This window comes from Paenibacillus sp. J22P218, from assembly GCF_056269195.1.
In genome coordinates, this window is sequence record NZ_JBWDNL010000003.1 from 768,722 (window position 1) to 792,542 (window position 23,821).

Genomic DNA, 23,821 nt, shown 5'->3' on the forward strand with positions numbered 1-23,821 from the left:
CCCGTCAATGCTTGTCACGATCGGCATCGCGATGGCTGACACGAATGCGTTCCGTATCGCTGCTGCCGAGCATGCGTCCCAAATATTCGGCAATCGCGACAGAGCGATGTTTGCCGCCCGTACAGCCGATTCCGATGACTACCTGGCTTTTCCCTTCCTTGCGATAGAGCGGAATAAGGAATTGCAGCATGTCGAGCAGCTTCGTTAGAAATTGTTGTGTTTCCGGCCACTTCATCACGTATTCGTATACATCCGGATTTTGCCCCGTATTCGGACGCAGATGCTCAATATAATGCGGATTCGGAAGGAAACGAACGTCGTAGATGAGGTCGGCATCGATAGGAATGCCATACTTGAAGCCAAAGGAGGTTACGTTCACGGAGAGACTATTCTGTTCCAAATTCGTAAACCGCGTAATAATACGTTCCTTCAACTGGCCTGGTTTCAATATCGTCGTATCGATCACCTGCGAGGCCGAGCCCTTCAGATCCTCCAGCATTCGGCGTTCGTTCCGAATACCTTCCAGCGGCATGCCTTCCGGCGCAAGCGGATGGCGGCGGCGGCTCTCCTTGTAGCGCTGAACAAGCACCTCATCGGTCGCATCCAGGAATAGAATCTCGCAATCAATCGTGAATTGATCTTTAATGAATGCCAGCGATTCGGCCAAAGCGTCGAAAAACTCGCGCCCCCTCAGATCGATCACGAGCGCTACCTTGCCGATCTTGCCGTTCGATTGATCAATCAGCTCGGCGAACTTCGGAATGAGCACAGGCGGCAGGTTGTCGACGCAGAAGAAGCCAAGATCCTCGAGGCTCTGTACAGCAATCGTTTTGCCCGCGCCGGACATTCCTGTAATAATGACAAGCTTCGCAACTGTAACTGCCGTCTCCATGAGTACAACCTCCTAAAAGGTTTTGCTACCGCAAAACCTACTTCGTAAGCATAAGCTAAGGTTTGCGAAGCAAACCTACTTCGTAAGCATAAGCTAAGGTTTGCGAAGCAAACCTACTTCGTTAGCAAAACCTACTTCGCAAAGCGTAAACGGCTTGCCGAGCATATGATCGGCTAAGCTCGTTTCGCGGTGAATGATAAGCCAATAAATAAGAATCAAAAATTATTTACTCTTATCATTTAAAGCAATCTGAATAACGGGCTGTAGCCGCCCGTGGGCGGCGCAGCTCTTGTTGTATCTAAATGGTATGACTAGCCTCTGAGAATAAGTCCAGCAGCGCCAACAACGCCAGCATTGTTGCCGAGCGTAGCTGCAACGATCTTCACATTTTCCTTCGCTTGGTCTTGCGTGTACTTCTCGAATACTTCACGGATTTGATCGAACAGGAAGTCGCCTGCTTTCGATACGCCGCCGCCAATAATAAAGTATTGCGGATTAAGAATAATAGCCATCATCGCCATTGACTTGCCCAAATAGTAAGCAGCACGGCTTACGATGCGGGATGCAACTTCGTCGCCTGCTTTGGCAGCATCGATAACGTCCTTCGCCATAATCTCTTCTACCAGCGACAACGATGTGCGGTCGCCGCGCTCTACGGCATCCTTCGCCATACGGATGATACCCGTTGCGGAGGAAACGGTCTCGAGGCAGCCCATCTTGCCGCAGCCGCATTGAATCGCTTCAAGATCAGGAACGATTGCCATATGACCAAGCTCGCCCGCCATGCCAGCGAAGCCTTCTACGATTTTACCATTTATAATAATGCCGCCGCCAACGCCCGTGCCAAGCGTATAACATACGCATTGGTCGATGCCTTTGCCTGCCCCGCCCCATGCTTCGCCAAGCGCGGCAACGTTCGCGTCGTTATTAACTTTAATTGTTTTGTTCAGTTCTTTCTCCAAAAAAGACTTCAAATCGACATTCTCGATTTTTAAGTTAGGAGCGAATTTAATAATACCGTTAGGAATATCAAGGAAACCAGCGATGCCTACGCCTACGCCGTCTACTTGCTCCCATTCATAAGACGATTCGTCAACAATTGCGCGCGCGTATGTCGCGATATTATGAAGGATAGTGTCCGTTCCTTTACTTGTCTCAGTCGGCCCTTCGTACGTTTGGAGCAGCTGTCCCTCCGCATTACAAATTCCTACTTTAATTGCAGTACCGCCGACATCGACGCCAACGTAAATCTTCTCAGACATCACTAGTCCACCTCATCAATAATGTTAAACTTCTCTGTACCCACTATAAGCGTTGTTCATGCTGTCGTCAACAATGTAGAATGCTGGTAAAACAAGCTGTTCAGCCTTCTATCGAGTGCGATTAAGAAACTTTTATTAAGAAGAAGATACGGCTATTCTCAAGGAACGACCCACATAATCGGTGAGAATCCTCCACGGAATGCAATTACCCAGCTGGAAGACCTCAATAAATGAAATTTCCCTCATAATTAACGCTCATAGGTGAAGTCTCCTAGCCCTTCCGTGGGCTATATTGGATATTTGCAGGATACAAATAGCTTTTTGGCCTTTGCTCGCAGCTATGTTGGATCTCTGCACTAACTTTCGCGATTAAAAGGCATTTCTTCACCTATTAGGCAGGCTATAATGCAAATATCCAATATAGAACACGAATAGAACCAATTAACTCAAAAGTTACTGCAGACATCCAATAAACAAGCTTCATACAAAAAAGCTATACCAGGCCAAGCATCGTCGTCGCGCTTAGCCGGTACAGCCTGTATTCTCCCTTAGATGCCGATAACGATCGCGCAGCCACCGTACAGCTTAAACGGATTTGCTCCAGTCATGCGTAACGTTGCCTTCTAGGAAACGTTCGCAGTCAAGCGCCGCCATACAGCCGCTTCCCGCTGCTGTAATCGCTTGACGGTACTTGCTGTCCTGCACGTCGCCGCATGCGAATACGCCTGGGATGTTCGTCTCGGAGCTGCCCGGCTTCACTTTAATGTAACCATGCTCGTCGGTGTCGATCTGACCGTTCAGGAACTTCGTGTTCGGCGTATGGCCGATTGCGATAAAGATGCCGTCAGTCTCAATAACATCCTCTTCACCTGTCACGTTATCGCGAACTTTAAGGCCTGTAACGCCCATGCCGCCAGCTACGACTTCAACCGGCGTGCGGTTCAAGCTCCAGCTGATTTTCTCGTTCTCGCGAGCGCGGTCCTGCATGATCTTCGAAGCGCGAAGCTCATCGCGGCGGTTAACCAACTCAACGTTGGACGCGAAGCGAGTAAGGAAGTTCGCTTCCTCCATTGCGGAGTCGCCGCCGCCGACCACGATAATCTTTTTGCCGCGGAAGAAGAAGCCGTCGCATGTCGCGCAAGTGCTCACGCCGCGTCCGACGTTGTCTTTCTCGCCTGGAATGCCAAGGTACTTGGCCGAAGCGCCTGTCGAGATAATCACGCTCTCACCGACAAGCTCGCCGTGGCCTTCCACTTGCAGCTTGAACGGACGCTCGGACATATCGACGCTGTTCACCCAGCCCGTAATAAACTTAGCGCCGAAGCGCTCCGCTTGCTTGCGCATATTTTCCATAAGCTCAGGTCCCATAATACCCTCAGGGAAACCAGGGAAGTTCTCGACTTCCGTCGTCGTCGTCAATTGACCGCCAGGCTCAGGTCCTTCGATAATTAGGGGCTCCATATTGGCGCGCGCCAAGTAAATAGCTGCTGTCAGACCGGCAGGGCCGGTACCGATAATAATCGATTTGTACATGTGAATCACCTCATCTATAGTTTTGCCTCAGTTCCCTTCAAACACGCAAGCGCAGCCTACAGGCTACACATCCGTAGACGAGGAAAATACCGAGCTTATCGACTTCATCTTTTCTTTGATGCCGCATACGGCGTCGATCGTCTTCACGTTCTTGCTCACCGTAGCGATGGAAGTACCGTAACGTATCGACACCTCATGGTAGGAGATCGCGCGGCGATGCATCTTGGCCGTTAAATATTCGAGCGCTGCCGCCCAGCCCTCCGGCTTCGTCAGCTTCGGTACATCCGGGTACGTACGGGATAAAAACTCCACCCATAAAGTCATTAGGTCATGCTGCTGAACGAGATCGTAATGCTTGTTCATGAGACTCATCGCCAAATCGACAACGGCTTGCCACTTCTCTTCCCATACCGGCAAACGCGAAGGCACCCGGTTCGGCTCGATAACCGTGTCCTTGCCCTCAAGCACCACATGAAGCGGCTCTTGAACGCCGATTGTTCGAAGTACGAATATGGCGATTCGCTTTAAGTAATCGTCCTCTTCATGCTCCAGCAGGAATGCGCGCAATACGTCCTTGACCTCGCTGTCGGCGATCATGCCAAGCGCCTGAATAACTTGCAGCTTCGTATGCTGATCCCCATGGCGCAACGCCCAGAAGAACGAGGAACGTACGAGCGGGTCGCGCTTCAGATGATCGGGAATGCCGTCCGACGACTTTTCCCATAGCTTGAATTGCTCTTCGAACGGCAAGTGGTAATGATAGCTCACATGCCCCGTTTGCTTGCCGCTGCGAATATGCTCCAGCTGCTCCATATAATATTGCGGAATGCCTGACATCGGGTCAAGCTTGATCGCTTGCTTCCAAAGCCGTTCAGCCTCCTGCAGCCTTCCGATGTTGCAGGACGCTACAGCCGCGTAATGGTACAAGCATGGATCCTGATGCAGCTCAGCGTCCTTAATCAGCCTCGAGAAGTGACGGTACGCAGAGCCATGCTCTCCTAAGATACCCATAGTTGTAGCGAGTTTAAACGCATGCTCTTGATGAAAAGGCGCCGTCTTAATCAGCAGATCGACGAGCGGGCGCAGATTGGTCTCGTCGCCCTCATGCTGGTAGAAGATCGCAAGGTTGCAAAGCGCATGCAAATTGCCCGCTTCAAGGTCTAACACCTCTTGAATCGTCTCCATCGCCTTATCGAACATGCCCATGTAATAATAAGCGAGCGCCAAATTGTTTCTCGCTGCAAGAAAATCAGGCTGCTGCTGCGTAATTTGTTCTAAGATACGGACTGCCTCGGTAAACTTGCCTTCCTCCAGCAGCGTCCGCGCTTGATCGTGTTCAATCATGCCCTCGCGCGACTTAATGTTTTTCAATTGGGTCGGGCGCTCCAGCTCATAGTGAAGCAGATCCATCATGTCTTCCGCTTCATCGAGAAACTGTCCGTCGGGGTCTTCCTCCAAATATTGAATGAGGGCGCCTTCGGCAGCCTCGTACTGTTCCATATTCGCGTAATTGTTCGCCATGTAGAAATAGCATTCCGTCATCGTCGGATCAAGCTCATCCATAATCATGTTTAAGATCCGATTCGATTCCTCATAGTTGCCCATCTCCGATAGGATGCCGGCCATATTGCAATGGTTTACAGGATTGTCAGGTTCGTATTCAACGGCGCGCCGAAAATATTTGAGGGCCTTGTCGTAATGGAATCGATCCAGCGAACGAACAGCCCGTTCAAAGAAAAACGTAGCGTCCCATTGAATCGGTATTACCTTCGTTTGCGTATCGACAGCCACAAGTCTCTTCTCTTTCACTAGCAAGGCACCTCCCGTTACTTCCGATTTTCTAAGATTATACCATAGCGCTGCCTATCCTAACACGAAAGAATATGTGGGAAAAAATCGCGGACGGCATACGAGCCGTCCGCGATTTTTTCGCGGTAAACCTATTCTTTTGGGCATATTGGCAAGGCCAGCCGAATATTAGACGCCGTTGTTCTTGAACAACGTGCTGATCGAGCCGCCTTCCAAGATGATCCGTGTCGCTTCCGCAAGCAGCGGAGCTACAGACAGCACCTTGAAGCGTTCCGGCGTCGATTCCGGCAATAGAATCGAGTCGGTTACGATAACTTCTTTTATAGATGGATGATCCAAACGCTCAATAGCAGTACCGGAGAACAACGGATGCGTCGCACATACGTACACGTCTTCCGCGCCGCGCTCCTTAAGACTCTCCACCACATTTACGATCGTCGTGCCGGTATCGATCAAGTCCTCGATAATAATCGGGGTTTGACCTTCTACGTCGCCGATAACGTGCGTAATGGAGGATTCGTTGTGCGCAGGACGCTTCTTGATCATGATCGCAAACGAAGTGTCCAAGTAGTTAGCCAGCTTCTCCGCCGTCGAAGCACGTCCTGCATCCGGCGATACGACGACCGGATTCTTGATGTTTTTGGCTTTCAGGTAATCGCTGATCAAGTCAAGCGCCGTCATGTGGTCAACCGGAATGTTGAAGAACCCTTGAATCGCCGGAGCATGCAAATCGATCGTAATGACGCGGTTCGCGCCAACTGTCGTAAGCACGTCGGCCAACATTTTCGCCGAGATCGGCTCCCGCGGAGCTGCCTTGCGTTCCTGACGAGCATAGCCGTAGTAAGGCATGATGATGTTGACCGTTCTCGCCGAAGCGCGCTTCGCCGCATCGATCATCACGAGCAATTCTACAAAATGCTCGTTGATCGGATGAGAGAACGATTGAACGAGAAATACGTCGCAGTTACGAATCGTTTCCTCGTAGTGAACGTAGATCTCCCCGCTTTTGAAACGAGACATCTTAATTGCACCGAGCGATAGACCTAGCTCTGCACTGATTTTTTGAGCCAATACCGGATTGGACGAACCCGAAAATATACGCACCTTGTCGCTTACCATGATACCCTCCTGAGCGTCTTAAACCAATAAATTTTACTTATCAAGTACTGTCGCTTGTCGAATATTATTCGACAAATCTTGTCTTATTCAATCCTATTATACATCGAATTTACGATAATTCAAAAATCAATCAGCAATATTTTTCGACAATTAAATGTCGCTAGCTGCGTATAGCCAACTTCCTTAAGCACAGCGCGTGCTTCTTCCAAATATTGACCCAGTCTCTCAGGCTGGTGCGCATCAGAACCGATCGTCAGAGGGATCCCTAGTTCGTAGGCATATTCGAGCATACGGCGGCTTGGGAACATCTCCTTCGCCGGCGTCCGCAGACCCGATGCATTGAGCTCAATCGCAAGACCGTGCTTCTTGACAGCTTCAAGCGCTGCATTTTCCAAATGAGTCACATCTTCATCCGGCTTGAAGCCGAACCGCTTGATGACGTCGATATGGCCGATGTAGTCGTAGAAGCCCGTTGCTGCCGCTTTGATAACCGCATCGTAATATTGCTCGTACACCGCAAGCTTGTTTTTCCCTTCCCAGCCCGCCGTCTGACGGAAGTCGGTAATGTCCCACTCACCTAGAAAATGAACGGAGCCGATGACGTAATCCCATGGGTAAGCCTTAACGATCGCTTCGATCTGCTCCTCGCAGCCTTCGATATAATCGCCTTCCAGACCGACGCGAACGTCGATCTGTCCCTTGTACTTCTCCTTCAGAGCGAGACATTCCTCGACATAACGCGGAAGCTCCTCCATCGGCATCGCCATCTCCGGCAAGTAAGTTGCGGGGTCAACATGCAGCAGCGGCATATGGTCGGAAAGGCCGATCTGCGCAAGTCCGATCTCGATGCCCTTCTTCACGTACTCTTCAAGGTCGCCAACCGCGTGGCCGCAGCGGGCATGATGGGTATGATAATCGATAAACATGAGCATTCCGGCCTTTCGTTTTGTAAAATGGGGCGTTTCGGAAATTCGACAGCCTGTGGACTATCTCATTTTGTTCGTAGTTGGCTTGCCTACGCGGCCGCTTAGCTCGCGCATGACGTCGTCAAGCGGCAGCTTGCGCTCGCGCAGCAGCACCATCAGATGGAAGATCAAATCGCTCGCTTCACTGCGCAGCTCGTCGTTGTCTTGATTTTTTGCCGCGATAATGACTTCTGAAGCTTCTTCACCGATCTTCTTCAGAATCTTATCAACGCCCTTCTCGAACAGGTACGTCGTATAAGCGCCGTCCGGACGCTCTGCATCTCGCTGCGCGATGACGCTCTCCAGATGACCGAGCATGGCGAAGCGCTCAACTGCTTGTTCTGTCGGTTCAGCGGCTGGAGTTGATGCACCTTGCACCTCGATCGCATTATAGAAGCAGCTGTATCGGCCTGTATGGCAAGCCGGACCTTGCTGCTCCACGCGAAGCAGCAGCGTATCGCCGTCGCAGTCGTAGGACATCGAGACGATGCGCTGCGTATGTCCGCTAGTCGCTCCCTTGTTCCAAAGCTCGCTGCGCGAGCGGCTCCAATACCAGGTAACGCCGGATTCTATCGACAGCTTAAGGGATTCCTCGTTCATATACGCAAGCATGAGCACTTCCTTGCTCTGTGCGTCTTGAACGACAGCCGGAATCAGTCCCGCCGCATCCCATTTGATTTGTGTAAGCAGCTCGTTGTAATCGTTAACCGTCATCGAACCTCTACTCCCTTCAGACGCAAATCGTCCTTAACCTCGCGAATCGTCATTTCTTTATAATGGAAAATTGTCGCCGCTAGAGCCGCATCCGCATGTGCCCGCTGGAACACTTCATTGAAGTGTTCCACCTTGCCCGCTCCGCCGGAGGCAATAACCGGAATGCCAAGCGAATCCGATACGGCCTGAGTCAGCTTCACGTCGAAGCCGTCCTTCGTTCCGTCCGCGTCCATACTTGTCAGCAGTATTTCCCCCGCGCCGAGACGCTCGACTTCGCGTGCCCATTCCAGCGCGCGAATGCCCGTCGTCTGACGGCCGCCATGCGTGTACACTTCCCATTCGCCCCATTCCGGATTGAACTTCGCGTCGATAGCTACGACGATACATTGCGAGCCGAACTTGCGCGCGCCTTCCGATACGAGCGCCTTATTCTTCACCGCTGCCGTATTAATGCCGATCTTGTCCGCTCCCGCGCGCAGCAGCCGCTTCATATCGTCTACATGCGAAATGCCGCCGCCTACCGTGAACGGAATTGTAATCTCGCCAGCCGTCCGCTTCACGACCTCAATCATCGTCGCGCGCCCTTCGACGGACGCCGATATATCTAGAAATACAAGCTCGTCTGCACCCTCGCGGTCATAAGTAGCCGCAAGCTCGACCGGATCGCCCGCATCGCGCAGATTGACGAAGTTGACGCCCTTTACGACCCGGCCGTCCTTCACGTCGAGACACGGAATGATTCGTTTCGCCAGCATGTTGCCCTCTCCTTTATATGCCCAGGCCGGGCCTTCTATCGCTATATCATCGTTACGCTTGCTGCTGCAGCTGCGGGCTGCCAGTCAGCGCCAAGAAGTTGCCGAGCAGCTTCATGCCGAGATCGCCGCTCTTCTCCGGGTGGAACTGCATCCCGTACACGTTGCCGCGTCCGACGATTGCCGTCACTTGCTGATTGTAATCCGTCGTTGCAAGCAGGTCGCTCGCCAGCTCCGGCTTTGCATGGAAGGAGTGAACGAAATACACATGTCCCTCTTCCAGTCCTTCGAACAGCGGCGATTGCTTTTGCAAGAACGACAGCTTGTTCCAGCCCATATGCGGCACTTTGTAGTCGCCTTGGAAGCGGATAACCTTACCCGGTAGCAGGTTCAACCCTTCGTTCCGGCCGTATTCCTCGCTCTCGCTGAACAGAAGCTGCATGCCGAGGCAGATGCCCAGCATCGGCTTGCCGGAAGCGGCGTAGAACTTCGCCACCTCATCCAGCTTCGTGTTGCGCAGATTCTGCATCGCGTCGCCGAATGCGCCAACGCCCGGCAATATCGCGCCGTCCGCCTCTAGAATGCGCTGCGGATCAGCGGTAATGACCGCTTCGAACCCTAGCCGTTCAACCGCTTTGCTCACGCTATGCAGGTTGCCCATGCCATAATCTATAATCGCAATCATTTACAGCACTCCCTTCGTTGAAGGCACTCCTTGTACGCGAGGATCAATGCTCGTCGCTTCGTCGATCGCACGGCCAAGCGCTTTGAATACCGCTTCGATCATGTGATGCGTGTTTTTGCCGTAGTGAACGATAACGTGCAGCGTAATGCGCGATTCAAGCGCCAGCTTCCACAGGAACTCGTGAACGAGCTCAGTAGAGAAGCTTCCGACCTGCGCCGAAGGATATTCCGCGCGATATTCAAAGTGCGGACGGTTGCTGACGTCGACAATGACTTGCGCTAGCGCCTCATCCATCGGAACGAATACGCTGGCATAACGTTTAATGCCGCGTTTGTCGCCCAATGCTTCGCGAAGCGTCTGCCCGAGGCAGATGCCGATGTCTTCAACGGTGTGGTGATCGTCAATGTCGATGTCGCCGCGCGCCTCGACTTGCAGGTTGAATTGTCCGTGCTTCGTGAACAGGTCAAGCATATGGTTCAGGAAAGGCACATCCGTTTCGAGCTTCGTCTCGCCAGTGCCGTCCACCGCGAAAGACAGCTTAATATCCGTTTCATTTGTTTTGCGCTCGACCGACGCCTCACGCACTCTAGTATCCGCCATTGTAATTCCTACTTTCCTTTTATGTTGGTTAATGATCTAGTGCTTGGGGCGTTTTGCTCCTGAGCAGCATGATTTAGTTCCTAGAATCTAATCTATTAAAGCCCGCGTTCCTTCTCCAAACGGATCTCGATCGCGCGAGCATGTCCTTCTAATCCTTCGTGGCGCGCAAGGGTGATAATCTTGTCGCCATTGGCCATTAGCGCTTCCTTGCTGTAGTAGATCAAGCTCGACTTCTTAAGGAAGTCGTCAACATTGACCGGCGAGGAGAAACGCGCTGTGCCGTTCGTCGGAATGATGTGATTCGGTCCGGCGAAATAATCGCCGACCGGCTCCGAGCTGTACGGGCCGAGGAAGATCGCGCCCGCGTTCTCAATAAGGCCGAGCAGGCTCATCGGATCGGCCGTCAGCACTTCCAGGTGCTCAGGCGCCAGCTGATTGACGACGTCGATGCCGTCCTTCAGCGAGTCGACGAGCAGCGCTGCGCCGTAGTTGTCTACCGAGCTGCGCGCGATCGCCTCGCGCGGCAGCGTGGAGAGCTGGCGCTCGACTTCAGCGGCGACAGCCTCGGCCAGCTTCGTCGATGGCGTAATAAGGATCGCCGACGACATCTCGTCGTGCTCCGCCTGCGACAGCAGGTCGGCAGCGACGTAAGATGAGTCCGCCGTGTCATCGGCAAGGACGACGATTTCGCTTGGGCCGGCGATGCTGTCGATATCGACGGCGCCGAATACGGCGCGCTTCGCCAGCGCCACGTAGATGTTGCCCGGTCCGCATATTTTATCGACCGGGGCAATCGAAGCCGTGCCGTACGCAAGCGCGGCAATGGCTTGAGCGCCTCCGACCCGGTACATCTCCTTGACGCCCGATTCCGCGGCGGCAACGAGAATATACGGGTCGATGCCTGCCTTGCCGCCAGTGGCCGGCGGCGTTACCATCACGATCTCCGGCACGCCGGCTACTTGTGCCGGAATGACGTTCATGAGCACGGACGACGGATAAGCCGCCTTCCCACCGGGCACGTATACGCCGACCCGCTTCAGCGGTCGCAGAATTTGCCCGAGCAGCGTCCCGTCCGGCTGCAGATCCATCCACGAGGTGCGCTTCTGCTTCTCGTGGAAAACCCTGATGTTCACGGCCGCCTCGCGGATGGCCGTGAGGAACGCGGCGTCGACCTTATCATACGCCGCCTCAATCTCCTGCTGCGTCACGCGAAGCGACGCCGCATCCAGCTTCACGCGGTCAAGCTGCTCCGTGTACCTGAGCAGCGCCGCGTCTCCTTCCGTTCGGACCGCCTCTACGATGGTCCGAACGACCTCGTTCTGCTCGGGCGAGCCATACTCGACCTCGCGCTTCAACCCAAACTGCTCCGCTCTCATAATGCGCATACGTAGCGCTCCTTCCCTCACACGTTCTCTATCGCTCTCTTGCCTAAACCATCCTGTACCGAAAGCTTCTCTATCGCACTCTCGCCTTTATTAAGCCTTCGCCGCAAGCGTCTCCTGCAACAGATCGCATAGGTTCTGAATACTGTCGTTCTTCATCCGATAGCTGACCCGGTTGGCGATCAAGCGGCTTGTAATGCCGAAGATCGATTCCATCTCCACCAGTCCGTTCTCGCGCAGCGTCTGTCCCGTTTCCACCATATCGACGATCCGATCGGCAAGGCCGATCAGCGGCGCTAGCTCAATCGAGCCGTTCAGCTTAATGACCTCAACCTGTTGACCAAGCTCGCGGAAGTAAGCCGATGCTACGTTCGGATACTTCGTCGCGACACGCGGATTAATCGTCGGCTTCCAATCCGGCAAGCCGATGACCGACATCCGGCATTTCGCAATGCCAAGATCGAGCAACTCGTAGACATCCTTGTTCTCTTCCATCAATACGTCCTTGCCGACAATGCCGATATCGGCTACGCCATATTCTACGTAAGTCGGCACATCGACCGGCTTCGCCATAATGAACTCCATCTTTGCTTCCGGCAGCTCAATAATGAGCTTGCGCGTGTCGTCGAAGTCGCTTGGGATCGGCAAGCCCGCTTCACGGAACAGCTTGGAAGCCTGCTTGTAGATGCGGCCCTTCGGCATCGCCACTTTCAATATTTGCTTGTTGTCTCCGCTCATGTGGCGCTGCCCCCTTTCTGAATGAATTCGATGTAATCCGTATATTCATTACCCTTGAACGTAAATCTATCGTGTAATTGTGAAGGAAGTCTTACTTTTGCGTACGAATGATCTCCATCAGCCAATCGCTCCGTCACAACCTTAACGCCCTCGCCGCGCAGCTTCTGCGCCTTTGCCAGCGCCTCCGTGCGCCCCACCGCATCATAGACGATCAGCGTTCTCTCCACCGCTTCATCCGCCTCGTTGCCGAGCAGCTCTAGAATGCGCGTCGTCTTCAGCGCGAAGCCCGTAGCCGGCGCCTTGCGCCCGAACTGCGACAGCAGATTGTCGTAACGGCCGCCGCTCGCTACCGGGAATCCGAGATCGGCTGCATATCCCTCGAAGGTCATGCCTGTGTAATAAGAGAAATCTCCAATCATTGTGAGATCTATAAGCACATGCTCGCATACGCCATATGCCTTCAACACATCCCAAATTTCGCACAGATGGCTGATCGACTCGCGCGCCTTCTCATTGCCGCTAAGCTGCAGCGCCTGATCGCATATTTCCTGTCCGCCTCGCAGCCTAAGGATGCCCTCCAGCTCGCGCTGTACCGGCTCGTCAAGCGCAAGCTTGCGCAATTGCTCGCGGTAGCCCACATAATCGCGTCCGAGCAAGCAAGCTTTAAGCTGCTCCTGCGCTTCCTCGCGGCCTGCCAGCGTCTCCTCGAATAGACCATTCAAGAAGCCGACGTGGCCAATGGCAATCTTGAAGCGTTCTACGCCGGCCGCTTTCAACGACGCAATAGCAAGCGCTACGACCTCAGCGTCCGCCTCGGCAGACGAATCGCCAACCAATTCCACGCCCGTCTGGAAAAACTCCGCCTCGCGGCCTGCTTCCTCTTCGATCGCACGGAATACATTAGAGTGGTACGACAATCGCAGCGGGAAATCGGCATCCTTCAATAACGATGCCACTACACGCGCAATCGGCGACGTCATATCGGAGCGCAGCACAAGCGTCGTTCCGCGATTGTTAAGCAGCTTGAACAGCTTTTGGTCGGACGTCGAGCTGGCAACGCCTACTGTATCGTAATATTCCATCGTGGGAGTCATAATTTGCTCATAGCCCCAGCCTTGCATGCAGGCGAGCACCTGGCGCTCAATATGGCGAAGCTTCGCCACCGCTCCCGGCAAATAATCTTTCACGCCTATCGGCTTCTCAAATACTTTTGGTTTGGACATTTCCGTTCTCACCTTCGGTCGCTTTAGTGTATTACAGCATTACCATGTTACCATTCTAACAAATTAAAGATATTAGTCGTAATATTAGCATGAAAAACGCCGCTCCGTCAAGCCAGTAAAAGCCCCTCCCCTACTCTGAGCTATAACAACAAGGAAGCCCCTGCGAACGAATTGGATTCGTCCGCCTGGGGCTGTTCCTCACGCTATTTTCATTGCTCAATAGACGGCTAGCTAATGAATAATATGCTTCGCAGGGTCGGCGATATCGGGCTGGACAACGCTTCGCTTAATCTCCCGCATCGGATTGCCGCCGACGAAGCTTCCTGCCGGCACATCCTTATGAACGAGCGATCCTGCTGCCACCACCGCGCCATCGCCGATCGCAACACCCGGCAATATCGTCGTATTCGCGCCGATCATCACGTTCGAGCCGATCACGACATCGCCAATACGATACTCCCTGATCAGATACTCATGGGTCAATATCGTTGTATTATACCCAATAATCGAATTGTCGCCGACCTTGATTCGCTCGGGGAAAAATACGTCGACCATCACCATAAGGGCGAAGGCCGTCTTCTTTCCCACCTTCATGCCCAGCACACGCCGATATATGAAGTTTTTGAGCGGCAAGCTTGGACAATAACGCGCCAGCTGGATAAATATAAAGTTGCGTACCGCCTTCAAGCGGCTTACCGTCTTGTACACCTGCCAAAGAGCGTTCGGCCCTTCGACCGGGTATCGGTCAACGTTTCGCAAACGGCTCGCTCTCCATTCCGACGAATGCGTACAAATCGCGCATATCATGAATGATATGATGCGCTCCTGCTTCGCTAAGCAGCTTCTCACCCTTCAGCGACCACGCGACGCCAACTGCTACCGTGCCAGCCGCTACCGCAGATTTTATGTCGACGACGCTGTCGCCAACCATCATCGTTGTCGCGGGATCGGCGCCAAGCAGCGCAATCGCCTTGTTGACCGGCTCAGGATGCGGCTTCGGATTCTTCACATCGTCAATCGTAATGACGGCATCGACGTATTCGTCTATGCCAACGAACTTAAGCCCCTTCTCCGTTGTAAGACGCATTTTCGTCGTGACAACGCCGATCTGAATCCCTTTTCCATGAAGATTGCGCAATACTTCGACTACGTATTCAAACGGTTTAACAAGATCGTCGTGCAGCCTAAGGTTAATCTCGCGATAAGCATCGACAAGATGCGATACTTCCTCAAGGCCGGAGAATCGCCTCAATTGGTCAATCAGCGGTTCACCCATCGTCGGAATAATATGCTCTCTACCGAAGCCTTCTACTGCCACGCCCTTAAGCGCCTCCACGAACGACCGTATAATAAGCTCATTAGTGTCTAGAATCGTGCCGTCCAGATCGAATAGCATCGTACGTGTATTGCCTGTCATCTATCCAATCCTCCCAAACCGCTTTCGCAGACATCCAGCATCTAACAGCCGGCCTGCTTCTATTCTTCTTTTCCTTTAGCTCCAGAAATTCCGCTATCGCCTTCCGCCCCTGCGGCAGACGACTTGCCATCATTCACCTGAGCAACCTTCTCCGGCTTGCTCGATACGATCGGATCGGAATAACTGGCAATGGCAAGTCCCGATCTGCGGCGAACAATAACGAAGATGATCGCGGCCACGATCAGAAGCAGAGCAAGAGCCTGCGATATTCTAATATTGCCGTAAGCCGGGTCCAAATAACCTTCCTCGAATACTACGGTCATTGGCGACCATAACGCATCGATGAACGATGCCAACCATTTCGGACCAGCGAAGCCCAAGCTGTCCGTACGGAGCGCCTCAATAAAGAAGCGGCCGATGGAGTACCAGATGAAATAGGCTGCCATCAATTCGCCGGAACGAAGGAAGCTTTGACGGCGCAAAATGAACAGGATTGCGATACCGACCAAACTCCAAAGCGATTCATAAAGAAACGCCGGATGATGGAATACGCCATCAACATTCATTTGGTTCACTATAAATGCAGGGATATGAAGCGTCTCCCGCAGGAAGCTCTCTTCAACCGGTCCGCCATACGCTTCCTGATTCATGAAGTTGCCCCAGCGTCCGATCATTTGACCCGCCAGCAGCGACGGTACGCAAATATCAACGATCCGCAAGAAGTTGTAACCCTTCGCGCGGAAATAAAAATATCCGCAAATGAACGCGCCTATAAGCGCACCGTAGATAGCGATGCCGCCTTCCCATATTTTGAACACATCAAGGAAATTATCCTTATAATCATCCCATGTAAACGCCACATAATAAATCCGCGCTCCGATAATTGCCGATGGAACGCCAAGCAGCAGCAGATCCATGAAGAAATCCGGCTTAATGCCGAATCGCTTGCCTTCTTGTACCGCGAGCAGCAGGCCGACCAAAGCCGCCGTGCCCAGAATAATGCCGTACCAATGAACCGATATAGTGCCGATCGAGAACGCAATCGGGTTAATGAGCAAAGTCTCCATTCACGCTTATCTCCTTTGTTATCAATATCAATCGTAATCGTCCATATCGTCCGCGATCGTTTCGGTCAGCTTGTTCGTGAATTGCAGCGCCGCATTATAACCCATCCGTTTCAAACGGAAGTTCATTGCCGCCACCTCGATAATGACCGCTAAGTTACGGCCCGGACGAACGGGAACCGTTACGAGCGGAATATCCGTATCGATAATGCGCGTCGTTTCTTCATCAAGTCCAAGACGATCATATTGTTTATCCTGCTGCCAATTCTCAAGCTTAATGACAAGGCCAATCCGCTTCTGCGTTCTTACCGCGCCCGCCCCGAACAGCGTCATCACGTTGATGATGCCTAGTCCGCGAATTTCAAGCAAGTGGCGAATAAGCTCCGGCGCGCTGCCATGCAGCTGACCGTCGGACGTCTGCCGAATCTCGACCGCATCGTCGGCTACAAGCCGATGTCCGCGCTTAACAAGCTCTAGAGCAGTCTCGCTCTTACCGATGCCGCTTCCTCCGGTAATAAGCATGCCTACGCCATAGACATCAACAAGAACGCCATGAATCGTCGCTGTCGGCGCAAGCTTTTTCTCCAGGAAGTCCGTAATCCGGCTCGACAAAATCGTTGTTGCCACATTGCTGCGCAGCACCGGAATCTTCGATTCATTCGATTGCTGCACCAGCTCCTCAGGCGCTTCAAGTCCTCTTGTCAAAATAATACAAGGTGTCTCCTCGTTACATAGCCACGCCATACGATCTTTGCGTTCATCGCTCTCCAGCGTGCTAAGGAACGATATTTCCGTCCGTCCAAGCAATTGCACGCGCTCGCTCGGATAATAATGAAAATAGCCGGCCATTTCCAGGCCTGGTCGGTACAGATCATCAACCGTAATTGCTCGCTTCAGCCCATCTTCTCCAGCGACGATTTCGAGCTGAAATTGCTGGACTAGCTCAGACACCTTTACTTTTTTCGCCATCGTATGGCCTCCTCTTATGACAACTGCAGCAAGCTGATATGTAAGTATGTTTCCAATGTCTTCATCGTAAAGGAAAAAGACGCCGAACGCAACGTTTCAGCGCTGACATCCATACTGATTAGACACGCAAGCGCCAAAAACGGTTTTCATGTATAAACAAAAAAGAGTTGCCTGGATACATCCAGGCAACTCTCGTTAGATCGAAGTATTAAACTTCGAAAATGTTCAATTCGGACTCTTTGTCGAACAGATGAACTTTGTTCATGTCAAGAGCAAGCTTAACGCTTGCGCCGTCACGAAGGCCGGAACGTCCGTCTACGCGAGCGATAACTGTATCAGTGCCGATACCGTTCAGGTACAGGTACATTTCGTGACCAAGGTTTTCAGCAACCTCAATGTTTGCATTTACGATTGTGTTCGGGGAAGCTTCCAAGAACACAGGCTCTTCGTGAAGGTCTTCTGGACGAATGCCAAGAATAACTTCTTTGCCGATGTAGCCTTTCGAGCGAAGGGCTGCGGATTTGCCTTCAGGAACAACAACATCCACGCCAGCAGCTTTGAATTTAACAGTTCCGCCTTGCTCAGACAACGTTCCGCTGATGAAGTTCATCGAAGGAGCGCCGATAAAGCCAGCTACGAAGATATTAACAGGGTGGTTGTAAAGTTGTTCAGGGGAATCGGTTTGTTGAATGAAACCGTCCTTCATAACAACGATACGGTCGCCCATCGTCATTGCTTCGATTTGGTCATGCGTTACATAGATTGTAGTTGTTTCAAGACGCTTAGTCAGTTTGCTGATTTCAGCGCGCATTTGTCCACGAAGTTTCGCGTCCAAGTTGGAAAGCGGCTCATCCATCAAGAATACTTGCGGTTCACGTACGATTGCGCGTCCCAAAGCGACACGTTGACGTTGACCACCGGAAAGAGCTTTTGGTTTACGGTCGAGCAAATGCTCAATATCAAGAATTTTAGCAGCTTCACGAACGCGTTTGTCGATGTCTGCTTTTTTGAATTTACGAAGTTTAAGGCCGAACGCCATGTTTTGGTAAACGTTCATGTGCGGGTACAACGCGTAGGATTGGAATACCATCGCGATGTCGCGGTCTTTAGGAGCTACGTCGTTTACAAGACGGTCGCCGATGAACAATTTGCCTTCAGAAATTTCTTCCAAGCCAGCGATCATACGAAGAGTAGTCGATTTACCGCAACCGGACGGTCCTACCAATACGAGGAACTCTTTGTCCTTGATGTCTAAGTTAACGTCAGTAACCGATGCTTTGTCGGTACCCGGGTATTTCTTGTAGATATTCTCTAAACGTACGCCTGCCATGATAAGTTTCCCCCTAGAAAGAAATTTCGTTATGCACTTATCTTATCCGATGTAAGCGTTTGTGACTATGCACATACTCTACAAAAAAATTAATTCCTTTTCGTAACTTTGTACAATAGCAATATGATTTTGACGAGAACGGCATCGCGAAATTGGCGAACATCAAGCCCTGTCTCCTGCTTCAGCTTATCCAGCCGATACAGCAGCGTATTGCGGTGAATGTACAGCTTCTTGGCTGTCTCGCTCACATTGCAGTCCAGTGTGAAGAACGTCTCCAGCGTGCTTAGCATCTCGGGTTCGACGAACATATCGGCCCGTTTCAGCGATTGCTCCAAATACTTCGCCCGCTGAGTTTCAGGAATAGCGTTAAGCAATCGCTCCAGCTGCAGCATCCAAGGCATATGAATATTCGTTCCTACATGGAACTTGCGGCCGAGATTAATCGTCTCGCGAAGCAGGATCGTCGTCTCGACGATACCCTTGGCCGGCGTCGCGGGCTGCGCCACCGCCAGATGACACTCCCCGATCCACTCGCTGGCAAGCATCTCGTGCAGCCCCGAACAGATCGACTCCAGGCTGTCCTCTAACGTCTCCTCTTCATTCTCGTCGAAAGATTCTGAATCCTCGTCGCGCAGAAGCGAGATCGGCCCCCATATGAGCCATTCCTGGGTTTTCAACGGAATAAGCAGTACGTCGTCTGATAAAAAGGAACGAAGCAGCTTCTCAAGCTCAGTGAACGTCGTTAGCTTCGTATTCGATTGCTCGGTTACGAGTAGAAACGGAATCATTTCATTAAAGAGGCGGCTGCCGACAACGAGATGATCCGGCAACGAATATGCCGGCTCGGTCTCCTCAAGCTGCTGTTGAATCCACTCACTTAGCTTGAGCGCATTCCGCTCGGACTCAGAGACGGATAAAGCTTTCTTGGAATCGGCCTCTCCACCGCGCACAAGCTGAAGCGTCCAGCTAATCAGTTCCTTCTCAGCTTGACTGATCCCGGTAGGTTCAATCTCGAGCAGCTCGACGGAATGATCGGACAACGCAGCAACGAAATGCAGCTTATTGTGCTTCTCGACACGCTGCCCCTCCACTGGATGTTGAGCATTAAGCTCATCCGGCCAAAGCGCATCAGCAGCCTTGACCACTTCCACCCATTCCGTAACAGAAATCGTATGTACATGAATCGGACAATTTAAAATGTGCTGCAGTGGTTTCAACCAATCTGTCGTGCTCATTTTTGCTCTTCTCCAATCTCCTCGGCTAATGCCGCTCTACGGCTATCGAAACGCCTTTTTAACGTCATTGTACCATAATGGCAAAACAAGTTCAGCCAATAGCGAGCAAAAGGATGATTGACATCAGAGCGAAAAGCGCTGAAATCAAGTATAGGAACGATACCGTTTGGACTTGATTCAGTCCCCACTTCATTAATGTATGATGCGTATGCAGCTTGTCCGCATGATGAAGCCCCTTGCCGCTCATAAGTCGGCGCAGCATCACAAAGGACGTGTCGAGGATTGGCAGTCCTAGTGCAAGCAACGGTACAAGCATCGATATGAATGTCGCTCGCTTCAATGTGCCATCTACTGCAATGACTGCAAGCGTATATCCGAGAAAGGTCGCTCCCGCATCGCCCATAAAGATACGCGCCGGATAGAAGTTGTGAATCAGGAAACCGATGGACACTCCCGCAGCGATAACGGCGAGCATCGCCGCATCGGGTCTCCCCGTCATAAGCGCTGCCGCGAGCAATGTTAATGACGAAAGCGTGCAAACGCCTGACGCAAGCCCATCCACCCCATCGATGAAGTTAATCATATTAATGAGAGCGAACACCCATAGCGTCGTCGCCAGCCATGAGAACCAACCGTCGAAAGAATAGAAATAGCCGTTGATCGGACTTGCGATGCCTGCCATTTGGATGTGAAAAATCGATGGTACAGACGCCGCAGCCAAATAAATGATTACGCGCGGCCATACCGGGAATTCGCGGCCTTTCGCTTTCCATGCATCATCGAGCAGACCGATAGCGACGAGCACGAAGCCTCCGATAATGATCGTCCAGCTTAGCGGCGTGAATCCGACGAACAGCACCATTGTCGCCACGCAGCCAGCAAAAATAGCCGCCCCACCCATAAGGGGAATCGGCTTTCGGTGTATTTTGCGCGTCGTTGGACGATCTACGAAGCCAAGTCTAAGCGCGAGCTTCCTAAGCGGCGGTATTGTAACAAAAACGATCGCGAAGCTAATTAATGCCGCTAATCCATACATCATGTCGATAACCCCTCCGGAAGAAGCTTTTGTACCATTGTTCCCCAGTGAGGCAAAAATAAAAGATGCGATTATTATTCCTTCTCCGAAATCCGCGATTGATGAATAAGAAGGGCGATTCTAAGCTTCAGCGTGTCATGGACATCCTTCATGGATACATGAAGCAGCGCTTCACAGCGGCTAATCCGGTTCAGCACCGTATTGCGGTGAATGTACAGCAGCTTCGCCGTATCGGCAACGGAGCAGTTATAATTTAAATAAATATCCATCGTCCTTAGCAGGTCTTCATGCTCCCCTGACTTTACCGTTACGAGCTCGCCAAGAGATGAAAGGTAGAAGTCGTTCAGCTTCGTGCCCGGTACAGACTGGATAAGCTCCTGCACCTGTTGAGTTCGGTAAGTCAGGATGAACCTGCGGCTTCGCATAGCATAACCGCTTGCAAGCGCCTGCTCCGCTTCTCGGTAAGCAGCGGCGATCTTGTCGGACTGGCCTGTATAATTGCTCACGCCGAACGAACAGCTCCAGCTTCTTGGGTCGTTTCCTTTAGCAATCTGTTCCTGCAATTCCGCAAGCACCGCCACCCACTCCTTCTCCTGCACGGCCGAGAAAGGCTGTGCCGGCAGCATGAGCAGACTGACGACGTCATCGCCCTTCAGCTCTGTGATTGCTTGAATGGCTCTCGCTTCCCAGTACTTCTCGATCTCCCCCCTGCGCTTCTCCCGCTCCGAGGACTGTTCCAGCTTAGAGGGCAACCGGCCCTCTGGTAGCGGATCGGACTTGCAGACACATACCAGGTAGCCCCCCTCCTGCGGCATCCCGTACTTTTTGCCTCGAACCAATATCTCTTCCTTAGACAGCTTGTTGTCCAACATATCGGCAACGAATTGCTGCCGCAGCCTTCTCTCGCCTAACGCAAGCGCTTCTTGGCGCATATGCTCGTAAGCGATAATATGAGCCGCTTGCTCCAGCGGCATAAGTGAAACATCACTGGATGACTCCTTATCCAGCATGCATAAGTATCCTTTGAGAACCCCTGACACCGATACGGGATAAATCCGAATGACCTCGTCATTGCCCAGCGTAAGAGTGGACAGCTTATCGACGGACAGGTCGGCCGCGTAAAGCATTTTTTTGATCGATAGCATAAATTCGGGATCGCCTAATCGCTTCCGGATGGCATCCGATATCCCTGCCGGATCGCCATGTTCGTTCAATATGAGAATCGGCTTCTTAATGATCGCCACAAGCGTCTGTGCGATATCCGACAAGTCCGCTCCTTGAAGGAACAGCTGCGTGAACTTGCGATGCAAATCGAACGACTTCTGCAGATCCACCTGCTTCTCGTTCAGCAGATGCTCCAGAATTTCGTTTAGCACGTCGCCCAGCAACATCGTCGGCGGCAGGCCGATAAGCGGAAAGCGAAGACGATCCGCTTCCTGCACGACGATGTCGGGAATGGCTAGGATATATCTTTTCATCTTAATGGCCAGACCGGCGCAATTGCTCTGATGCAGACGCTGTACGAGCGACACCATATCCTCCGGATTGTCTTTATAATGATAGGCCGTCGTGAGCAGTAATTGATTCGGCCTTACCCAGTTGGCGATATCGGGCGAATCCATAATATTGACGGAATCGATGGAGCGGCCGAGGCCGCCAGCGCCTCCCATGAGTCTCGAACTTCCCATGACGGGAAGCTTGACAATGAATTGCATCGTACGAGCCATCTGACTTCACATCCTCTTCAATAGGCTGTAATCAAGCTTCCTAAGACTGATCAACCATTCACATCATTAATGTTAGTATATTTAACATTCATATAGCAAACTAGTGCCTGCATTCACCTATTCACAAACCGAGATGTTCATTTTGAATAGTTTCAATCGTTCGATAATGTGCACTTTATACATAGCTACGCTATTTCGCCTATAGTAACATGATTCTCATAGATAAACATCACATATGAAGTGATGTAAACTAACAATTTATTTGGAGGGATTAACGATGAGACGATGGACTTCTAAATTGGCACTCCCGCTTCTAGCACTAATGCTTGTTGCAACGGCATGCGGAGGCAATTCCGGCAATGAGCCGAAGCCTGCGGCAACTAACCCAGCTGCAGCCGAAGTTTCTGCAGACGAGAACGGCATTACGATAGGCGCACCGGAGAAAACGAAAGTAACGCTCCGCTTGAACTGGAAGTTCAAAGGCGAGTTCGCTCCTTTCTTCGTCACGAAGGAAAAAGGCATTTTCGAAAAGTACGGTCTCGACGTCGAAGTGCTAGAAGGCACAAGCTCGGTACAGACGCTTCAGGTGCTTTCGCAAAATAAAGAAGACATCGGCGTCATGTCGACAGCCGAACCGATGCAGGGCATCGAACAGGGCATGCCGGTGAAGATCATCGCTTCCTATATGTCGCGCTCGCCAATCATCTTATTGTCCTATCCCGATAACCCGATCAAAACACCTGCCGATCTCGAAGGCAAATCGATTGCTTCGTCTATTTCCTCCACCTTCACGTCGCTCTACGACAAATTCATCGAGCATAACAAGGTGGACGGCAGCAAGGTTAAGCTTGTCAAAATGGAAACCGGCGCGCGCAACACGGCATTTTTGAACAAAGAGGTTGATGCGGTAGCGGTATTTTCCACGAATGAGTTCCCGATGTTCAATAAGAAGCTTGGCATAGAGCTACAGCCGATGTACTTGGCCGATTACGGCTTTGACGTAGCCGGACTTACGCTTGCCGCGAACAATAAATTTTTGGCCGACAACCCGAATACGGCGAAGCGCTTCCTCGCCGCAGTGAATGAAGGCTTCAAGTATACGATCGACAATCCCGAGGAAGCGGCGGCCATTGCCATGAAGCTGTTCCCGGATACAGTGGACGAAGAGCTTACGGTTATGCAGATTCAGCGCACCGGCGAACTGGCAGTACTGGAGGGCAAACCTTTCGGTTGGGTCAGCGAGGAAAATATTACGCACACGTCGAGCGTTCTGTTCGAAAGCGGCTTGATCAAGAAACAGTTGCCGGCAGCAGAGTACTTCACGAATGAATATTCCCCGCAGCCTTAATCGCCAGGCTAGCACGAGGAG

Annotated in this window: 23 protein-coding genes; 1 reads left to right on the plus strand and 22 read right to left on the minus strand. The window is 51.9% G+C overall.

The window, feature by feature from the left end; genetic code table 11:
• Nucleotides 1-4 precede the first annotated feature (4 nt).
• The 22 genes from rapZ to AC0YN0_RS18140 all read right to left on the minus strand — a co-directional run bounded on the left by rapZ (nucleotide 5) and on the right by AC0YN0_RS18140 (nucleotide 22,452).
• Nucleotides 5-892 carry an RNase adapter RapZ gene (gene rapZ, locus AC0YN0_RS18035; protein WP_337103546.1) on the minus strand — a complete coding sequence of 296 codons (888 nt, stop codon included), beginning with the start codon at nucleotides 890-892 and terminating at the stop codon, nucleotides 5-7.
• 93 nt (nucleotides 893-985) lie between these two features.
• Nucleotides 986-1,111 (minus strand): hypothetical protein, encoded by a 126-nt coding sequence (locus tag AC0YN0_RS18040; RefSeq protein WP_475822482.1) that lies wholly within the window; start codon nucleotides 1,109-1,111, stop codon nucleotides 986-988.
• A gap of 92 nt (nucleotides 1,112-1,203) precedes the next feature.
• Nucleotides 1,204-2,154 (minus strand): ROK family glucokinase, encoded by a 951-nt coding sequence (locus AC0YN0_RS18045; protein ID WP_475822483.1) that lies wholly within the window; start codon nucleotides 2,152-2,154, stop codon nucleotides 1,204-1,206.
• A gap of 585 nt (nucleotides 2,155-2,739) precedes the next feature.
• Nucleotides 2,740-3,687: a thioredoxin-disulfide reductase gene (trxB, locus tag AC0YN0_RS18050; RefSeq protein ID WP_337104368.1), complete on the minus strand. Its 948-nt coding sequence runs from the start codon at nucleotides 3,685-3,687 to the stop codon at nucleotides 2,740-2,742.
• Nucleotides 3,688-3,750: 63 nt separating this feature from the next.
• Nucleotides 3,751-5,496 carry a tetratricopeptide repeat protein gene (locus AC0YN0_RS18055; protein ID WP_475822484.1) on the minus strand — a complete coding sequence of 582 codons (1,746 nt, stop codon included), beginning with the start codon at nucleotides 5,494-5,496 and terminating at the stop codon, nucleotides 3,751-3,753.
• Nucleotides 5,497-5,664: 168 nt separating this feature from the next.
• On the minus strand, nucleotides 5,665-6,615 hold the full coding sequence (locus AC0YN0_RS18060) for a ribose-phosphate diphosphokinase (protein WP_337104370.1): 951 nt from the start codon (nucleotides 6,613-6,615) through the stop codon (nucleotides 5,665-5,667).
• 119 nt (nucleotides 6,616-6,734) lie between these two features.
• Nucleotides 6,735-7,541 (minus strand): histidinol-phosphatase HisJ, encoded by an 807-nt coding sequence (gene hisJ / locus AC0YN0_RS18065; protein ID WP_475822485.1) that lies wholly within the window; start codon nucleotides 7,539-7,541, stop codon nucleotides 6,735-6,737.
• Between the two features lie 60 nt (nucleotides 7,542-7,601).
• Nucleotides 7,602-8,294, minus strand: a complete 693-nt coding sequence (gene hisIE / locus AC0YN0_RS18070) for a bifunctional phosphoribosyl-AMP cyclohydrolase/phosphoribosyl-ATP diphosphatase HisIE (protein WP_475822486.1) — start codon at nucleotides 8,292-8,294, stop codon at nucleotides 7,602-7,604.
• Nucleotides 8,291-9,049 (minus strand): imidazole glycerol phosphate synthase subunit HisF, encoded by a 759-nt coding sequence (gene hisF, locus AC0YN0_RS18075; protein ID WP_475822487.1) that lies wholly within the window; start codon nucleotides 9,047-9,049, stop codon nucleotides 8,291-8,293. The genes hisIE and hisF overlap by 4 nt, the downstream gene beginning before the upstream one ends.
• Nucleotides 9,050-9,101: 52 nt before the next feature.
• The gene (gene hisH, locus AC0YN0_RS18080) at nucleotides 9,102-9,731 is read right to left on the minus strand and encodes an imidazole glycerol phosphate synthase subunit HisH (RefSeq protein ID WP_337104374.1); all 630 of its coding nucleotides are present in this window, start codon (nucleotides 9,729-9,731) and stop codon (nucleotides 9,102-9,104) included.
• Nucleotides 9,732-10,331 (minus strand): imidazoleglycerol-phosphate dehydratase HisB, encoded by a 600-nt coding sequence (gene hisB, locus AC0YN0_RS18085; protein WP_337104375.1) that lies wholly within the window; start codon nucleotides 10,329-10,331, stop codon nucleotides 9,732-9,734.
• Between the two features lie 95 nt (nucleotides 10,332-10,426).
• The gene (hisD, locus tag AC0YN0_RS18090) at nucleotides 10,427-11,716 is read right to left on the minus strand and encodes a histidinol dehydrogenase (RefSeq protein ID WP_475822488.1); all 1,290 of its coding nucleotides are present in this window, start codon (nucleotides 11,714-11,716) and stop codon (nucleotides 10,427-10,429) included.
• 90 nt (nucleotides 11,717-11,806) lie between these two features.
• Nucleotides 11,807-12,451, minus strand: a complete 645-nt coding sequence (hisG, locus tag AC0YN0_RS18095; RefSeq protein WP_442051559.1) for an ATP phosphoribosyltransferase — start codon at nucleotides 12,449-12,451, stop codon at nucleotides 11,807-11,809.
• Nucleotides 12,448-13,674, minus strand: coding sequence for an ATP phosphoribosyltransferase regulatory subunit (locus AC0YN0_RS18100; RefSeq protein ID WP_475822489.1), 1,227 nt, complete (start codon nucleotides 13,672-13,674; stop codon nucleotides 12,448-12,450). The genes hisG and AC0YN0_RS18100 overlap by 4 nt, the downstream gene beginning before the upstream one ends.
• A 231-nt stretch (nucleotides 13,675-13,905) precedes the next feature.
• Nucleotides 13,906-14,433 carry an acyltransferase gene (locus AC0YN0_RS18105; protein ID WP_475822490.1) on the minus strand — a complete coding sequence of 176 codons (528 nt, stop codon included), beginning with the start codon at nucleotides 14,431-14,433 and terminating at the stop codon, nucleotides 13,906-13,908.
• Nucleotides 14,420-15,091, minus strand: a complete 672-nt coding sequence (gene ppaX / locus AC0YN0_RS18110; RefSeq protein ID WP_475822491.1) for a pyrophosphatase PpaX — start codon at nucleotides 15,089-15,091, stop codon at nucleotides 14,420-14,422. Before ppaX ends, AC0YN0_RS18105 begins: the two co-directional genes overlap by 14 nt.
• Nucleotides 15,092-15,150: 59 nt before the next feature.
• Nucleotides 15,151-16,158, minus strand: a complete 1,008-nt coding sequence (gene lgt, locus AC0YN0_RS18115; RefSeq protein WP_475822492.1) for a prolipoprotein diacylglyceryl transferase — start codon at nucleotides 16,156-16,158, stop codon at nucleotides 15,151-15,153.
• A gap of 27 nt (nucleotides 16,159-16,185) precedes the next feature.
• Nucleotides 16,186-17,124, minus strand: a complete 939-nt coding sequence (gene hprK, locus AC0YN0_RS18120; protein ID WP_475822493.1) for an HPr(Ser) kinase/phosphatase — start codon at nucleotides 17,122-17,124, stop codon at nucleotides 16,186-16,188.
• A gap of 208 nt (nucleotides 17,125-17,332) precedes the next feature.
• Nucleotides 17,333-18,454: an ABC transporter ATP-binding protein gene (locus tag AC0YN0_RS18125; RefSeq protein WP_442051552.1), complete on the minus strand. Its 1,122-nt coding sequence runs from the start codon at nucleotides 18,452-18,454 to the stop codon at nucleotides 17,333-17,335.
• An 89-nt stretch (nucleotides 18,455-18,543) separates the two neighbouring features.
• On the minus strand, nucleotides 18,544-19,689 hold the full coding sequence (locus AC0YN0_RS18130) for a PucR family transcriptional regulator (protein ID WP_475822494.1): 1,146 nt from the start codon (nucleotides 19,687-19,689) through the stop codon (nucleotides 18,544-18,546).
• A gap of 91 nt (nucleotides 19,690-19,780) precedes the next feature.
• On the minus strand, nucleotides 19,781-20,728 hold the full coding sequence (locus AC0YN0_RS18135) for an MraY family glycosyltransferase (RefSeq protein ID WP_475822495.1): 948 nt from the start codon (nucleotides 20,726-20,728) through the stop codon (nucleotides 19,781-19,783).
• Nucleotides 20,729-20,799: 71 nt separating this feature from the next.
• Nucleotides 20,800-22,452, minus strand: coding sequence for a PucR family transcriptional regulator (locus AC0YN0_RS18140; RefSeq protein WP_475822496.1), 1,653 nt, complete (start codon nucleotides 22,450-22,452; stop codon nucleotides 20,800-20,802).
• Between the two features lie 277 nt (nucleotides 22,453-22,729).
• Here AC0YN0_RS18140 and AC0YN0_RS18145 point away from each other — a divergent pair, with 277 nt between their 5' ends.
• A complete protein-coding gene (locus AC0YN0_RS18145) occupies nucleotides 22,730-23,800 on the plus strand; it encodes an ABC transporter substrate-binding protein (protein ID WP_475822497.1) in 1,071 nt (356 codons plus the stop codon).
• The last annotated feature ends 21 nt before the right edge of the window (nucleotides 23,801-23,821 follow it).

Bases quoted from the DNA above. Each gene is read 5' to 3' on its own strand.
- hisG (WP_442051559.1), bottom strand. From the start codon at position 12,451: ATGAGCGGAGACAACAAGCAAATATTGAAAGTGGCGATGCCGAAGGGC.
- AC0YN0_RS18045 (WP_475822483.1), bottom strand. From the start codon at position 2,154: ATGTCTGAGAAGATTTACGTTGGCGTCGATGTCGGCGGTACTGCAATT.
- lgt (WP_475822492.1), bottom strand. From the start codon at position 16,158: ATGGAGACTTTGCTCATTAACCCGATTGCGTTCTCGATCGGCACTATA.
- hisJ (WP_475822485.1), bottom strand. From the start codon at position 7,541: ATGTTTATCGATTATCATACCCATCATGCCCGCTGCGGCCACGCGGTT.
- AC0YN0_RS18135 (WP_475822495.1), bottom strand. From the start codon at position 20,728: ATGATGTATGGATTAGCGGCATTAATTAGCTTCGCGATCGTTTTTGTT.
- AC0YN0_RS18125 (WP_442051552.1), bottom strand. From the start codon at position 18,454: ATGGCAGGCGTACGTTTAGAGAATATCTACAAGAAATACCCGGGTACC.
- hisB (WP_337104375.1), bottom strand. From the start codon at position 10,331: ATGGCGGATACTAGAGTGCGTGAGGCGTCGGTCGAGCGCAAAACAAAT.
- AC0YN0_RS18130 (WP_475822494.1), bottom strand. From the start codon at position 19,689: ATGAGCACGACAGATTGGTTGAAACCACTGCAGCACATTTTAAATTGT.
- rapZ (WP_337103546.1), bottom strand. From the start codon at position 892: ATGGAGACGGCAGTTACAGTTGCGAAGCTTGTCATTATTACAGGAATG.
- hisH (WP_337104374.1), bottom strand. From the start codon at position 9,731: ATGATTGCGATTATAGATTATGGCATGGGCAACCTGCATAGCGTGAGC.
- AC0YN0_RS18145 (WP_475822497.1), top strand. From the start codon at position 22,730: ATGAGACGATGGACTTCTAAATTGGCACTCCCGCTTCTAGCACTAATG.
- trxB (WP_337104368.1), bottom strand. From the start codon at position 3,687: ATGTACAAATCGATTATTATCGGTACCGGCCCTGCCGGTCTGACAGCA.
- ppaX (WP_475822491.1), bottom strand. From the start codon at position 15,091: ATGACAGGCAATACACGTACGATGCTATTCGATCTGGACGGCACGATT.
- AC0YN0_RS18140 (WP_475822496.1), bottom strand. From the start codon at position 22,452: ATGGCTCGTACGATGCAATTCATTGTCAAGCTTCCCGTCATGGGAAGT.
- AC0YN0_RS18060 (WP_337104370.1), bottom strand. From the start codon at position 6,615: ATGGTAAGCGACAAGGTGCGTATATTTTCGGGTTCGTCCAATCCGGTA.
- hisIE (WP_475822486.1), bottom strand. From the start codon at position 8,294: ATGACGGTTAACGATTACAACGAGCTGCTTACACAAATCAAATGGGAT.
- hprK (WP_475822493.1), bottom strand. From the start codon at position 17,124: ATGGCGAAAAAAGTAAAGGTGTCTGAGCTAGTCCAGCAATTTCAGCTC.
- AC0YN0_RS18100 (WP_475822489.1), bottom strand. From the start codon at position 13,674: ATGTCCAAACCAAAAGTATTTGAGAAGCCGATAGGCGTGAAAGATTAT.
- hisF (WP_475822487.1), bottom strand. From the start codon at position 9,049: ATGCTGGCGAAACGAATCATTCCGTGTCTCGACGTGAAGGACGGCCGG.
- hisD (WP_475822488.1), bottom strand. From the start codon at position 11,716: ATGCGCATTATGAGAGCGGAGCAGTTTGGGTTGAAGCGCGAGGTCGAG.